The sequence below is a fragment of the Bacillus cereus genome, from assembly GCF_007678085.1.
Lineage (GTDB): Bacteria > Bacillota > Bacilli > Bacillales > Bacillaceae_G > Bacillus_A > Bacillus_A cereus_BE.
The window spans coordinates 1,075,942-1,088,603 of sequence record NZ_VEDW01000001.1 but is presented as its reverse complement, the minus strand read 5'-3'; the positions used below and the strand labels follow the sequence as shown (position 1 = coordinate 1,088,603).

Genomic DNA, 12,662 nt, shown 5'->3' with positions numbered 1-12,662 from the left:
CGCCTTACATGAAATGATAATTTTATGAAGATTGATGAATGATTGTTCCGTTAAAGAAGTAAGGTACTGTTTCTTTCCTTTGTAATGTATTTAATAAGTGTTCCGGTATACGTAAATGCGGTGCTGCTCTATGTAATTCCATCCAAGTAATCTCTTCAATTTCTTGTGGTCTTGTTATATTTGTTTCCCCACCAATTATTTCACCTGAAAAATTAAAGAATATTGCATGGTGTCCTCTCTCTTCGAAAAAAGCTTCGCTAATGTAACAAATACCGTTTACAGTTATATGTAGCCCGGTTTCTTCTTTCACTTCCCGAATTACTGCCTCCTCTAACGTTTCTCCTAATTTAACTGCGCCACCTGATAGCGTATAATAAGAACCATTCTTCCCTTTGTTTTTTACCATCAAGATCTTTTCATTTGTTTTATCGTATAATAGTGCATATGTAACATTTACTTTTTTCATCTAAGTCCACCTTTAATAACGAGAATTTTCTGCCTTTGTTACATTCTACCATTTAATCGTTTTAAAATATAAAAAAATTAATAGAGTATTTCATTTATCTACTCTTAGTAAAGTCAATAATCGATAACCCTTCATTACTAAATAAAAAAGAACGTATTTTGAAAGTAATTATTCAACGTACGCTCTTTATGGTTTGATTCATTCATTTTTGGATTCTATATACTTTCTAACCTTTTTTCTAAATAATATCGATTGTGCCCTTTAGGGTGATTTTCACTTACTCCAATTACTTTATATCCATGCTTTTTATAAAAGGCAGGTGCCTGAAAGCTAAAAGTATCTAAATTAATTAACCTACACTCTTTTTCAATTGCAAATTCTTCAATTAGTTTTAATAACTTACTTCCGTAGCCTTCGTGTCTATACTCTTCAGAAACCCACAGGAAATCAACATGTACGTGGTGCCAAAATGTAATTGCAGTTATTCCGCCTACAATTTCTTCCTTTTCATTTTTCACTATAAAACTAATTTTTTCTGAAGGCTTTTTCTCTTCATCCGAAATATGTTTTTGGTTATATTCAATTACTTTTTCTCTTATGTAATCACTATCTTCTTGGACCCATTGTTTTACTATTTTCATTTTAATTATCACGCTCCTTTTAAAGTATCTATTCAATTTGATAATCGTCATATCCTGTCTAACTTAATATTCGTAGAGCAATGTTTCATTTCACTAAAATAAAGAAAAGCCCTACTAAACTCCATCTGTAATAAGGCCTTATACGTAGTGCGATTCATTTAATAAAACTTTCCGTTAGTACAATAATTCAATTGTATTACTACGCAAAATAATGAATATTCCTAAACAAATTAGAACAATTGGAACGAGTATATGACAGTTTTTCTCAAGTACATCAGCTAAAATAGGGGCTCTTAACAATTTGTAGCTAATAAAACACCATATTGCTATCATGCAAAAAAAGATAACTAATGTAACAATATTTGTTTTAAGATTTTGACTAGCGAACATTGGTATATAAATTGAAATATTATCAGCTCCATTAGCTAATGTTATCGAAGCCACTTTAAATATTGAACTAGAAGCATTAGCAATGACTTCAGTACCTTTATAAGAACGAAGTGACAATAGTCCTTTCACTCCCATATAAATTGGCACGAATCCTAATAAACCAATCCAAGATATAGGAATGAAAAAAGAACTTAAAGAACCAATGATGCTCAAACAAATAATTACACTAAATCCTAAATATTGTCCAATAACAATATAAAGTTCTTTCATCTTAGTTTTTTCTCGGACAGCTCTAGCTTCCTTCTTAATTATTACTGTCTTTACTTGTGAGAATAAAACAAGGAGTATAAAAATGTCATCAATATTTGTTGCAGTGAATGCCATAAAAGAAGAAATTATAATTGTAATCAAAATAAGCCAACTACCTTTATAATAAAATAATGATATACAAATGAATCTCATATCTAATAACAAAGGTGGTTAATGTAGTTTTAAAACATGATTTCAGTACCTTTATAAAACAATATGAATATTTTACTAATCTGCTACTTAGTTCGTTGAGAAATAAATCACTTTATTACTTTTCAAATCATTTCATTTTGAATTAAGTAACTCTATTCTTCCTACACATTTATTAAAAAGGGGAAATCAAATATTTTGTAATATAAAAAGAGCCCTTTTTGAGGACTCTTTTTATATTTAAGCTACTTTCCTATATAAATGTTGTGTTTCTTTTTTCTTTTCTGCTTTTGGTGGACGAATTAATATCGAAATAATGAAGGAAATAACACTTAAAACACCGATTATAATAAAGGTCGGTTGAAATCCACCAAGTAATGCTCCAATGAATGCTCCTGCAAGTGCACCAAACCCGAAACCTTGATATACAATCCCGTAATTTGTACTATGGTTTTTTAATCCGAAGAAATCTCCAACAATTGCTGGGAAAATTGTGATATTACCACCAAAGCAAAAGGCGACACTTGCTACACAAGCGAAGTAAATACCGTAATTTAGTGGAATGAAACTTAAAGTAAAGACTGACAAGCCAATTATAATAAACGTTGCAGAGACAATTTTCATTCGGCCAATTTTATCTGATAACGTTCCAAGAACGATTCTACCTACCGTATTAAAAATTGCAATCATTGCAACGGCGTTAGCTGCAGTTGCTGCGCTAAGTCCAACGAGCTGTACCCCGATATCCTTTACCATACCGATTAAATATAGACCGCCCATACATGATGTGAATAGCATAAAAAACAAAAGATACACTTGTTTCGTTCGCATCATTTCACGAGGCGTATAATCATTGTGTAACGTCTCCGTTACAGTATTACTCACAATTGCTTCACGTAAGAAGAACGATCCCGTTAATACTAAAAGTAAAACGATGATACCCCAATATAAAAATGCTTGTGATACACCAAGGCTATCGATGAGACTTCCGTTTATATATCTAAAGATTAAGCTGCCCATTCCATATGCAGAAACAGATATACCAGAAATAAGTCCTTTTCGATTTGGAAACCATTTAATTAAATTAGATAGTGAGGTAATATAAGCAGTTCCATCAGCATAACCAACTACTACACCAGCTAATAAATATAGTAATGGTAAGGAAGAAACTTGTGAACTAAGTATTAAACCGAGTCCCAGCACAATCCCTGCAGTAGCGATGAGTTTTCGAAGTCCTAATTTTTGCTGCAACTTTCCTGCAAATAAGGTTGAAAATGATAAAGAAAAGCTTGTTATGGAGAAAGTTATTGCAACTGCATTGAGATTCCATCCAAACTTACTAACAAGGGGCTGATTAAATAAACTCCATGTATAAATTGTCCCAAGGCCAATTTGAACAATGATTGTACCTAAAACAATTAGTAATGGATTTATAGAGGTTTGTTTCATACTAACTGTCCCCTTCTTTTATCATGACATGGATTTTCACAGTTAGTATAACCATCATAAAAAGCAAGATACTGTAAGGAAAATGGAAATTGAATTCATGTACACAAAAAGACACTCCATAATGAAGTGTCTTTTTGCAGGTTATATTAGATTTACTTAAAGAAAGCTTTGTTAAGATAAGACATTTTCCAATGCTTATGTATATAGAATACCAAAAGATTTCAATCATGTGATGGGACTTAAGATGTATTTTTCATTCATCATATAGTCGGATGGGCGAAAAATTAATATTCAATTTCATCAAAATCCTTCGGCTGCGGTACCGTTTGCATATTAGCCGCATCTTTTGGATCGCTATAAATCGCATTTTGTTCTGTATTTACATCTTTAATATTTTGCTTTTTGTTTTTATTCATTTTATTTTTCACTTTCTATCACTCCTTTTCATTATAGGAGTAATTATGCCCTATTACCATTACGAAATGTATCAGCGACTAAATTGCTAAATTCACGTAAATAATATAAATAATTATCACCGCCGTAGTTATATCTTTTATTATACATTTTCGCATCAACTACATTATATTCAGGTATTACTAAAAGAGTCGGTCCGGTAATTCCTAATATTTGATACGATCCTTTTGGAACTCTTTCACCAAGCTCACTTAAAAGCACAGGTTCATTTTGAGCGAACCAAAAAAACACGTTTTGTGGTAGTTCTTTGTTAGTAAATGTTGGACTCTGCAAACTCGTGGCAATTTCTATCTTTAAATGAAGATTGCCCCAATAAGCAAATTCTCTAGATGAGACAAATAAATTTTTTTAGTACCGTCATCTACCGTACCAATTTTACTTATCGCGTCTTTGTTTGCTTCAACTAAATTTTCATCTTGCTGAATTCTCCAACCTGTTCCCTGGAAGTTAGCCAGATCAAATACACGCTCCTTTAACAATTCAGGGAAACTTTTAATATTGAGCTGTTAAATAAGATGTGTAATCATTCTTACATTTATATCTCTATACGCTCATGCTTGTCCAGGTTCAAATTCACGAAAAATTGTCCCGTCATCAGTTTCAGTTAAACCGTGCGAATGTGTTACTAAATGTCTTATCGTGTTTTTCCAAATAATACAGGATCGAAATCTTTAAAGTACTTTATCGTTTCCTCATCAATAGAGTTTAATTTCCCCTCGTAAAGCGCGTATGCTACCATTAAACCTAGATAACTTTTTCTCGCAGAAGCAACATTGAATTGTGAAGATGCAGTTACTTTTTTATTAATCGATATATTTGAGTGATATCCACTATAATGCTCTAGTACAATTTTGTTATCTTTTATAATACAAAGTGCTGTTGCAGAACTATGATTTTTTTCTTTTATATTCTCAACTAAATCCCCCTAAAAACAAATAAAAATTACAGCATGAAAGAAAAGTATAAAATAATATTTACACCTTTCTTTCATGCGAAATAGTATTGATTTTCTACACTTATATGATCCACCAGTTCCAGCAGTTAAAACAACCGAAACAACCAGCGCATCCTACACAACGACCACCACAACCTCCGCATCTTCCACCGCCACATCCACCACAGCGACCACCACAACCTCCGCATCCGCCGCAACGACGTGCATCGTCTTGGATGTAATAGTATGGATATTGATTTTGTTGTAGTTGATCCCAATACACAACATTACCAGATTGATAATCATTAAGATTTAATGATTGTAGTTCTTGTTGAAACTGATTCATTATGAAACCCTCCATTTATAAAAATAAATTCCGTCCCAATGTTAAAGTTCGTATATTTTTGCAAACAAGGTAGAAACAAGACTATAGACTAAATGCGTACATCAACAAAATATGAACTTACACTAGGTGATGTACCTTGTTTTTCAGCCTATTTTGTTACTTTCCTTTCGGTGGACGTATTTACTATTAATAGAGGCGTTTAAAAATTACTAATCCAACAGTTTGCTAGTTCTTCACTTAATTTTCTTTCTAGTAACTCTTTTACTGAAGGCGCTGGCATGATTTTATATGTGTTTAAAGCTTCTTGATTATAATCTATCCAGTGAAACGCCAAATGAGCTTCTTTCGATTTTGGTATGAAATCAATATGTAACTCTTGCGAATCTACTTCAAAAATGTGATTGATTTCATGGTGAAGCACTTCTTTATCTTGCCACTGATTTTCTATAACTCCTAAAAATTGTTTTATACTACAATTTACTCCGAGTTCTTCTCGCAGTTCTCTTATTAATGCATTCTCAGCTGATTCGCCAACTTCAACATGACCACCTGGTAAAAAATAATGATGGCCAATATATTCAGCTACTAACAATTTATTATCCTTAATCATAACCGTTCTTACAATATGATGAAATTTATTTTTCAACTGTTATTCCTCCCAGTCATTTACTTTATATTTGATTAACAAATAAACGATACACTTGCTCACCATCATAATCATGTCCCAATGATTGAAAACCAAAACGCTCATATAGTTTCTTTGCAGAAATATTATCTTTATGTACTGTTAATCTAATTTCTTTACACGCGTTATATGTATTTTTTATTAAATAGATGCTTTTCTGTAATGCCACTTTTCCGTAGCCATTCCCTTGCTGATTTTGATCAATAATAAATCCATTTATCCAATACATATCAGTTGTCTCTTTTACAACAGCATGCATAATAAAACCAACCATTAGCTCGCCATCGTATATCGCAAACGGTATGTACTCTACATTGTCACCATCTGGCTTTATATACACTTTAGCAAGTGAAACTGCTACAGATGGAACAAATTTCGTCTGATTTTCTTTAACTTGTAGCTTTAAGGCATCTTCCCAATTCTCTCTCGTAACAACCTTTAACTGGACATTCAATATTGTAAGCTCCTTTATAAAGAGAATGTATTTATATATTCAACGTAGTGAAATAAATCCCTGTTTCGATTTCTAAAGTTAATTGGTTACGATATGTGCTAAATTGGTATCACAAAATAAACGCTACTTTGTTGTATTGTAGTACTCGTCACTTTGTATTTCTTTCTTTAATGATACATGTGCAATTAAAACTCCAAGTATAGTAATTCCCCCGCCAATTATTGAAACAAATGTCGGTACTTCACCTAACCATAACCAAGCAATAAAACATGCAGTTACTGGCGTTAAATATAGAGAGCTTGTTGCCTCAGCAGCACCGGCACGAGATATGATATAAGCTAATGCGATATATGGGAGTACTGTTGGAAATAACCCTAAATATATAACACTCATATTCACTTCAAGAGGAGCTGCTAGTATTTCTTGATACAATCCCGGTAAGAAAATAAGCATACATACAGTACTAGATACAATTGTATATATGGTAAATGTTAAGAAGCCATACTTTTTTAAGTAAGAAGTTTGGAAAACAAAATATAGGCTTTCTGAAATCGCTGCTAATAATATAAATAATCCTCCACTATTTAATTGCATAGTATCTCCTTGACTAAATGATATGAGAGCAATTCCTATAAAACTAATTACACCACCGATCCAACCATTTAATTTCATTTTTTCGTTTAAAAATATAGAAGCAAGAATTGCCGTTACTATAGGTGTGACCGAAACAATTAAACTTGCAGAACCAGCATTTACTGTTTTTTCGCCGTAGTTTAATGCAATGTGATAAAAAGTGAACCCTAAAGCACCGAACATAAAAATTGCTGGGATATCCTTTAAGTCTGGTAGTCGTAACTTGTAGATAAAAGAAAACAACAGAAGTATAAATGAAGCGATTAATAAGCGTAGTAAAGTAAGATGCTCAGGTGTATAAGATTCGAGTCCCATACGAATTGCCGGAAAAGCAGTTCCCCATATAAGGATCGTAAACGCGTGAGCATATATAATGCGTAAATCCCATTTTTTATTATGCATGTTTTCTCTCCCTTTCTAATAAACCAACCATTTTTAAATTACCAATTATTTCTTTTAATCATATTTAATAGTTGTTACAATGTCTTCAACCAGTTATTTATCGTAAAAACCAACCACTTGGCATTTTTAAAGTGAACGAGGGAGTTTTTTTATGACAACGAATAAAAAACTGCCTAAATATCGGCAGATAGTAGAATATATGAAAGAAAAAATCGAAAACGGTGAATGGCCTATTGGAAGTAAGATCCCTAGTCAACGGCAGTTAGCCAAATTATTTCATGTAAATCGAAGTACTGTAATAACTGCGCTAGATGAAATGATGGCAGATGGCTTAATTCAAGGACAAATTGGAGCAGGAACAATTGTAACAAATAATACATGGTCATTATTAGCGACAAATCCACCGCCTGATTGGAGTGAATATGTAAAGGCTGGTATTCATAAACCTAGCAAGTTAATGGTACGAGAAATAAATGAAGCAGAAGCAAATAAAACACTTATCCATCTTTGTAAAGGTGAACTTGCTCCTGAACTTTTTCCACTAAAAACGATGCAGTCCATTATGAAAAGTGTATGTGACGAATTAGATTATTTTGGATACGGAGAACAAAAAGGTTTTTTACCGTTACGTGAAGCAATTAGTAAATATGTAAAATCATTCGGAATACATGCATCAGCCAGTTCTATATTAATCGTCTCTGGTGCATTACAAGCATTGCAATTAATATCAATTGGTCTTTTGCATAGAGAATCAACAGTATTACTTGAACAACCTTCTTACTTATATTCACTTCATGTATTTCAATCAGCAAATATAAATTTATCTGGTATAGCTATGGATCATCACGGTATTTTACCTAACGAATTATTAAAACGCATTAAATACAGTCAAAAGAGAAACATTTTATATTCTATCCCTAGTTTTCAAAACCCAACAGGGATATTAATGTCTCAAGAGCGGAGAAAAGAAATAATAAAGATATGTGAAAAGGAACAGTTGCCTATTATTGAAGATGATATTTACCGCGAGTTATGGATTGATGAACCCCCTCCAGCTCCTTTAAAGTCGATAGATAAACATGGACATGTATTATACGTTGGTAGTCTCTCTAAAACACTTAGCCCTGGACTTAGGATTGGATGGATCATTGGACCCGAACCTGTAATTGATAGATTGTCAGATATAAAAATGCAAACAGACTATGGATCGAGTTCATTATCCCAAAGAGTTGCTGCTGAATGGATACATAAAGGTTTTTATGAAGACCATGTTGCAAACGTAAGAATTCAATTAAAAGAACGAAGAAAAATCATGATACGGGCTTTAAATAAGTACTGTGCAGATGTTGCATCGTGGGATATTCCTAGTGGTGGATTATTTATATGGCTAAAGATTGTACCTAACATTCCGATGAAAAAATTATTTTTAGAGGCGCTATCAAAAGGAATTCTTTTAAATCCAGGACGTATTTATGAAGAAGAATCTGATCGGTACATTCGTTTATCATATGGATATGCTTCTCCAGAGCAAATGACTAACGGGATTAAATTACTGAGTGAATTAATTCGTAAGCTAATGGCATAACAAAAACTCCTCTTTTATCTATAGAGGAGTTTTTATGTATCTTATTTACCACAACCGCATTTCCTGCCCCAACACAATAAGTCCGTCATAAGGATCCCCGTTAATGTTTAATACTTGAGCAAAAGCAGGTTCTGTTTTTAAACCGTTCTCTTTTAAGCGAAGAATTTCTTCCCTTATATGGGGGTGCTGCATTAATAGCATGTGCTCTACTATCATATGCCTATATGCATTTTGATTACGTACTGGCTTAGGTTGAGCAAATAATTCAAATTCAAAACCTTCAAATTCAAAATTTACCTTTATCGATTCGGTATTTTTAATTTTTTTCTTTTTTATTTTGAATCCTTTATAAGAACCGTATAAAGATCTCATTTCTTGTTCAAAAACATCAAAGTTATGTACTTCCATTACTATATCTAAGTCAGATTGAAGAGTATCAATTCTTATAGGGATTGTTCCGCAAAGAACGGGACTATATAAAGCTAAATCCTCCATTATATTGAGTTTATTCAAAACATCATATACCTTTTGTTGCTTGTCATTCCCTGATTGTAAATATGTAATAGATGTAAACATAGAAGTCTCTCCTTCATTTCACATAATACGTGTCTCACTTAATTCAAGAAAAATTTGTCCGTTTAAACTTGTTCTTGGAGTAACTTTATTTCAATATATTAAAGTGAATAAACAATATGTTTCAACTTTTCTCCTATACTGCAATACTATAAAAATAAAAAAGGAGGAATTATTATGAGCATTTTCAACATTCTTTTAACCATCCACATATTATTTGGAACGATATGCTTAATCACTGGGATTGTAGCGATGGTTGCTCAAAAGAAGAAAGGAAAACATACAGAATGGGGTGAAATATATCATGCATCCTATGTTGTCATCACCCTTACTGCAATTATATTATCCATTATAAACTGGGATAAAATCGCATATTTATTTTATGTAGCAATTTTTTCTTATTCATTTGCGATTTATGGCTACCTTGCACGAAAAAAGCGTTGGAAAAATTGGCTTCATCACCATATTAGAGGTATGTTGGTCTCCTATATCGGTGCTGTTACCGCACTTTTAGTCAACGTCGGTATTCATATTCCTATAATTAATTTACTGCCACCTATATGGTTTTGGTTTTTACCTACATTAATCGGTATTCCTCTCGTAGCCAGTGTATCAAAAAAATATAAAAAGCGTAGTTAAAATTCATTACAATTTCGTTACTTTCTGATGATTATTATGAAAAATCATACTCAATGTAATATTTTATTAATAAATTCAAAATCGTATTGCTTTGAGTTCGTCACTTAGAGCTAAATAAAAAGAATCCAATAAAAATATTGGATTCTTTTTCGGATTTCATTTCAATATTGGCTCTATGTATTCAATGATGTTACCATCTGGATGTCGCACTATCATTTTCATACCTGTGGGTACTTGTATTGGCTCAGTAATCATTTCACCGTTATAGTTGAAGACTAGTTTTTTTACTTTTTGGAGATCATCAATCACGATCGTTGCAGCAACTTGATTCTTAATTGTTTCATTTAAATCTTCAATTAAAAGTAAATTTGTAAATCTAATCACATGTGTTCCGTTCATTTGAAATTCTTGTGGTGTTTCTTGATCCAATAGTATTTTGTAAAATTCTAGATGAGTTTGTAAGTCTGAAACATAAAGGCGTGGAACAACAGCTAATATATTCATACTACTTACACTCCTTTTCAACTTAACAAGATTAGTTTAATCATATATTAATCGAAAATTTTTGTAAAATATTACATTAAGAACAGTATCTTTTAATAAAGAGTGTAATCGATCCGGGTAATTCGTAAACATCCCGTCAACTCCCCATAAAAGTAACTTTTTCATATCTTTTTCATTATCTACAGTAAATGGATGAACCTCTAATCCATGTTTCTTTATTCTCTTTACATAAGCTGAATCAATATATTTATAGTTCATTCCAAGGCCAATACAATATGTTTTATACTTTTTCATCTCTAATTCAGTTAATTGAACTACCTTTTTGTAAGGTAGTAATTGTACTAGCAGTATAGTAACATCTAAACTATGAATTTTTTGCAGACTTTCTTCACTAAATGATTGAATAATAACTTTATCTCTTATTTCGTATCGCTTTATAATTTCTTCTAGTGTCGGGACTGTAGCAGCTTCCAATTCTTTCTTTGCTAAAGTTGGATGCTTTTTATTAAAAAAAAGAACCTGCATTAAGTTGCTTTATTTCTTCTAATGTATATTCCTTAACTAGCCCCGTACCATTTGTAGTGCGGTTTACTGTTTCATCATGCATAGCTACTAAATGTCCGTCTTTTGTCATTTGAAGATCAATTTCTATAAAATCTCCTTTTAATTGCTGTCCTAATGTATAAGCTGCTATTGTATGTTCCGGTGCATACCCAGAAGCTCCTCTATGTGCAATGTTTTTTATATGATTTGATTGATGAATAGCTTTCGTGTACTTAAGTTCATTTACTTTATTTAAAACGAAAGTACCTATTACTATAAAGGTGCAAAGTATCGTAATAATATATGTCTTTTTCATAATGATGTATTAACTCCTACATAAAAGCAATTTGGATCGAATAATTTATTCGATTAAATGCCGATTTTCAAATACAGTCATTTGTCCAACAGATTGAAAACCGGCCTTTTTATAAATATTAATCCCATCAGGTGAAGCTTGTAATACGCATTGAGCAACATTTAATTTCTTTGCTTCCTGCAGCAAGTAATGAAACATAGTAGAGCCAAATCCTTTTCCTCTCATTTCTTCTTTCGTTGCTATATCATAAATACCAACACTATCTTTTGTACATATTAATGAACCGACCGATACGACTTCGTCTTTATAAATTCCTAAGTATAGTTTCATATTTCCACTATTCCATAAGTCGATAGAAGCAGTTTGATTGTAGAATGCTTGAACATGTATACCTTCCTCTGATGTACCAAATAGACTAGCTAATGCTTCTCCAAAATTTTTAATTTGTTCTGGTGAAAAGACTTTTTGTATCTTAAAATCTTTTGGCATATTTATTGTTGGATGTATTGTTTTTAAATTTGCTACCATCGCGATATTTTGTTCTGCTTCTTTTAAGCCGATTTTTGTTAATTCGCTTTTTATAATCTTCTCTTTCCTATCATCCCAAAACCAAACACTCATTGGAAATTTCTTTTGATTATAGTTGTTTACCACTTTATATAATTTCTCAATACCTTCCGTTAAATCATTGTTTAATAAAGTAATGATATTAAATGTATCTGCAGGTAAACCACAGTCGATAGCAATATACTCCTTCGTTTCTTTTACATTCATTCCATGTAGCTGCCGCGCAATATATGACGTTTTATATGTGAAATTATCTATTAATAACTGTTTATAATTCATTCATTTTTCTCCTTTCATAAAAATGTGTATTTACATCGTTCAGTATTAAATATAACATATATGCAATATGCCAATTTCTATAAAAATAGCTCTATACATCACTCTTTTCCCCCGAAAAGAATTAAAAATGATATACCGTTGTCGGAATGAAAAAAGTGGTATATAATAAATATTAACATTACTAGTAATTATTTTAGGTATTCCTAGAATAAAGGAGCGATACATATGAAAATTACTATTTATTTCGGAAGTCATGAAGATCAAGATGTTCGTACTATGGACTGTCATTTAGATGTAGAAGATACAGAAGAGATCGTTTCTGT

Annotated in this window: 14 protein-coding genes and 2 pseudogenes; 2 read left to right on the top strand and 14 right to left on the bottom strand. The window is 32.0% G+C overall.

The window, feature by feature from the left end; genetic code table 11:
* Positions 1–22: 22 nt before the first annotated feature.
* The 10 genes and pseudogenes from FS742_RS05510 to FS742_RS05470 form a co-directional block, all read right to left on the bottom strand.
* Positions 23–466 carry an NUDIX hydrolase gene (locus FS742_RS05510; protein ID WP_144611514.1) on the bottom strand — a complete coding sequence of 148 codons (444 nt, stop codon included), beginning with the start codon at positions 464–466 and terminating at the stop codon, positions 23–25.
* Positions 467–681: 215 nt separating this feature from the next.
* Positions 682–1,107: a GNAT family N-acetyltransferase gene (locus tag FS742_RS05505; protein WP_144611513.1), complete on the bottom strand. Its 426-nt coding sequence runs from the start codon at positions 1,105–1,107 to the stop codon at positions 682–684.
* Positions 1,108–1,281: 174 nt separating this feature from the next.
* Positions 1,282–1,908, bottom strand: a complete 627-nt coding sequence (locus FS742_RS05500; RefSeq protein ID WP_144611512.1) for a cadmium resistance transporter — start codon at positions 1,906–1,908, stop codon at positions 1,282–1,284.
* 288 nt (positions 1,909–2,196) lie between these two features.
* A complete protein-coding gene (locus tag FS742_RS05495; protein ID WP_144611511.1) occupies positions 2,197–3,405 on the bottom strand; it encodes an L-lactate MFS transporter in 1,209 nt (402 codons plus the stop codon).
* Between the two features lie 284 nt (positions 3,406–3,689).
* Positions 3,690–3,833: a hypothetical protein gene (locus FS742_RS27490; RefSeq protein ID WP_000791820.1), complete on the bottom strand. Its 144-nt coding sequence runs from the start codon at positions 3,831–3,833 to the stop codon at positions 3,690–3,692.
* Between the two features lie 31 nt (positions 3,834–3,864).
* A pseudogene (locus FS742_RS05490) lies at positions 3,865–4,786 on the bottom strand (serine hydrolase domain-containing protein).
* A gap of 109 nt (positions 4,787–4,895) precedes the next feature.
* The gene (locus FS742_RS05485) at positions 4,896–5,159 is read right to left on the bottom strand and encodes a heterocycloanthracin/sonorensin family bacteriocin (RefSeq protein ID WP_060486806.1); all 264 of its coding nucleotides are present in this window, start codon (positions 5,157–5,159) and stop codon (positions 4,896–4,898) included.
* A 199-nt stretch (positions 5,160–5,358) separates the two neighbouring features.
* Entirely contained in the window at positions 5,359–5,805 is a 447-nt protein-coding gene (locus FS742_RS05480; RefSeq protein ID WP_144611510.1) for an NUDIX domain-containing protein, read from the bottom strand.
* A gap of 25 nt (positions 5,806–5,830) precedes the next feature.
* Positions 5,831–6,298: a GNAT family N-acetyltransferase gene (locus tag FS742_RS05475; RefSeq protein WP_144611509.1), complete on the bottom strand. Its 468-nt coding sequence runs from the start codon at positions 6,296–6,298 to the stop codon at positions 5,831–5,833.
* A 123-nt stretch (positions 6,299–6,421) separates the two neighbouring features.
* On the bottom strand, positions 6,422–7,333 hold the full coding sequence (locus FS742_RS05470) for a DMT family transporter (protein WP_144611508.1): 912 nt from the start codon (positions 7,331–7,333) through the stop codon (positions 6,422–6,424).
* Between the two features lie 151 nt (positions 7,334–7,484).
* Here FS742_RS05470 and pdxR point away from each other — a divergent pair, with 151 nt between their 5' ends.
* Positions 7,485–8,918, top strand: coding sequence for a MocR-like pyridoxine biosynthesis transcription factor PdxR (gene pdxR, locus FS742_RS05465; protein ID WP_144611507.1), 1,434 nt, complete (start codon positions 7,485–7,487; stop codon positions 8,916–8,918).
* Between the two features lie 45 nt (positions 8,919–8,963).
* On the opposite strand, the gene FS742_RS05460 is transcribed toward pdxR, so the two are convergent.
* Positions 8,964–9,494, bottom strand: a complete 531-nt coding sequence (locus FS742_RS05460) for a DUF4269 domain-containing protein (protein WP_144611506.1) — start codon at positions 9,492–9,494, stop codon at positions 8,964–8,966.
* A 174-nt stretch (positions 9,495–9,668) separates the two neighbouring features.
* On the opposite strand from FS742_RS05460, the gene FS742_RS05455 reads away from it, so the two are divergent.
* Positions 9,669–10,130 (top strand): DUF2306 domain-containing protein, encoded by a 462-nt coding sequence (locus tag FS742_RS05455; protein ID WP_144611505.1) that lies wholly within the window; start codon positions 9,669–9,671, stop codon positions 10,128–10,130.
* Between the two features lie 156 nt (positions 10,131–10,286).
* Here the strand turns inward: FS742_RS05455 and FS742_RS05450 are convergent, their stop codons facing one another.
* The 3 genes and pseudogenes from FS742_RS05450 to FS742_RS05440 form a co-directional block, all read right to left on the bottom strand.
* On the bottom strand, positions 10,287–10,634 hold the full coding sequence (locus FS742_RS05450; protein ID WP_144611504.1) for a VOC family protein: 348 nt from the start codon (positions 10,632–10,634) through the stop codon (positions 10,287–10,289).
* A gap of 36 nt (positions 10,635–10,670) precedes the next feature.
* Positions 10,671–11,493, bottom strand: a pseudogene (locus tag FS742_RS05445) (glycerophosphodiester phosphodiesterase).
* Between the two features lie 45 nt (positions 11,494–11,538).
* Entirely contained in the window at positions 11,539–12,339 is an 801-nt protein-coding gene (locus tag FS742_RS05440; RefSeq protein ID WP_144611503.1) for a GNAT family N-acetyltransferase, read from the bottom strand.
* Positions 12,340–12,662 lie beyond the last annotated feature (323 nt).

What these genes read in the sequence shown, in the direction of transcription:
- FS742_RS05510 (WP_144611514.1), bottom strand. Translation starts at nt 466, where the DNA reads ATGAAAAAAGTAAATGTTACATATGCACTATTATACGATAAAACAAAT.
- FS742_RS05505 (WP_144611513.1), bottom strand. Translation starts at nt 1,107, where the DNA reads ATGAAAATAGTAAAACAATGGGTCCAAGAAGATAGTGATTACATAAGA.
- FS742_RS05495 (WP_144611511.1), bottom strand. Translation starts at nt 3,405, where the DNA reads ATGAAACAAACCTCTATAAATCCATTACTAATTGTTTTAGGTACAATC.
- FS742_RS05485 (WP_060486806.1), bottom strand. Translation starts at nt 5,159, where the DNA reads ATGAATCAGTTTCAACAAGAACTACAATCATTAAATCTTAATGATTAT.
- FS742_RS05470 (WP_144611508.1), bottom strand. Translation starts at nt 7,333, where the DNA reads ATGCATAATAAAAAATGGGATTTACGCATTATATATGCTCACGCGTTT.
- pdxR (WP_144611507.1), top strand. Translation starts at nt 7,485, where the DNA reads ATGACAACGAATAAAAAACTGCCTAAATATCGGCAGATAGTAGAATAT.
- FS742_RS05460 (WP_144611506.1), bottom strand. Translation starts at nt 9,494, where the DNA reads ATGTTTACATCTATTACATATTTACAATCAGGGAATGACAAGCAACAA.
- FS742_RS05455 (WP_144611505.1), top strand. Translation starts at nt 9,669, where the DNA reads ATGAGCATTTTCAACATTCTTTTAACCATCCACATATTATTTGGAACG.
- FS742_RS05450 (WP_144611504.1), bottom strand. Translation starts at nt 10,634, where the DNA reads ATGAATATATTAGCTGTTGTTCCACGCCTTTATGTTTCAGACTTACAA.
- FS742_RS05440 (WP_144611503.1), bottom strand. Translation starts at nt 12,339, where the DNA reads ATGAATTATAAACAGTTATTAATAGATAATTTCACATATAAAACGTCA.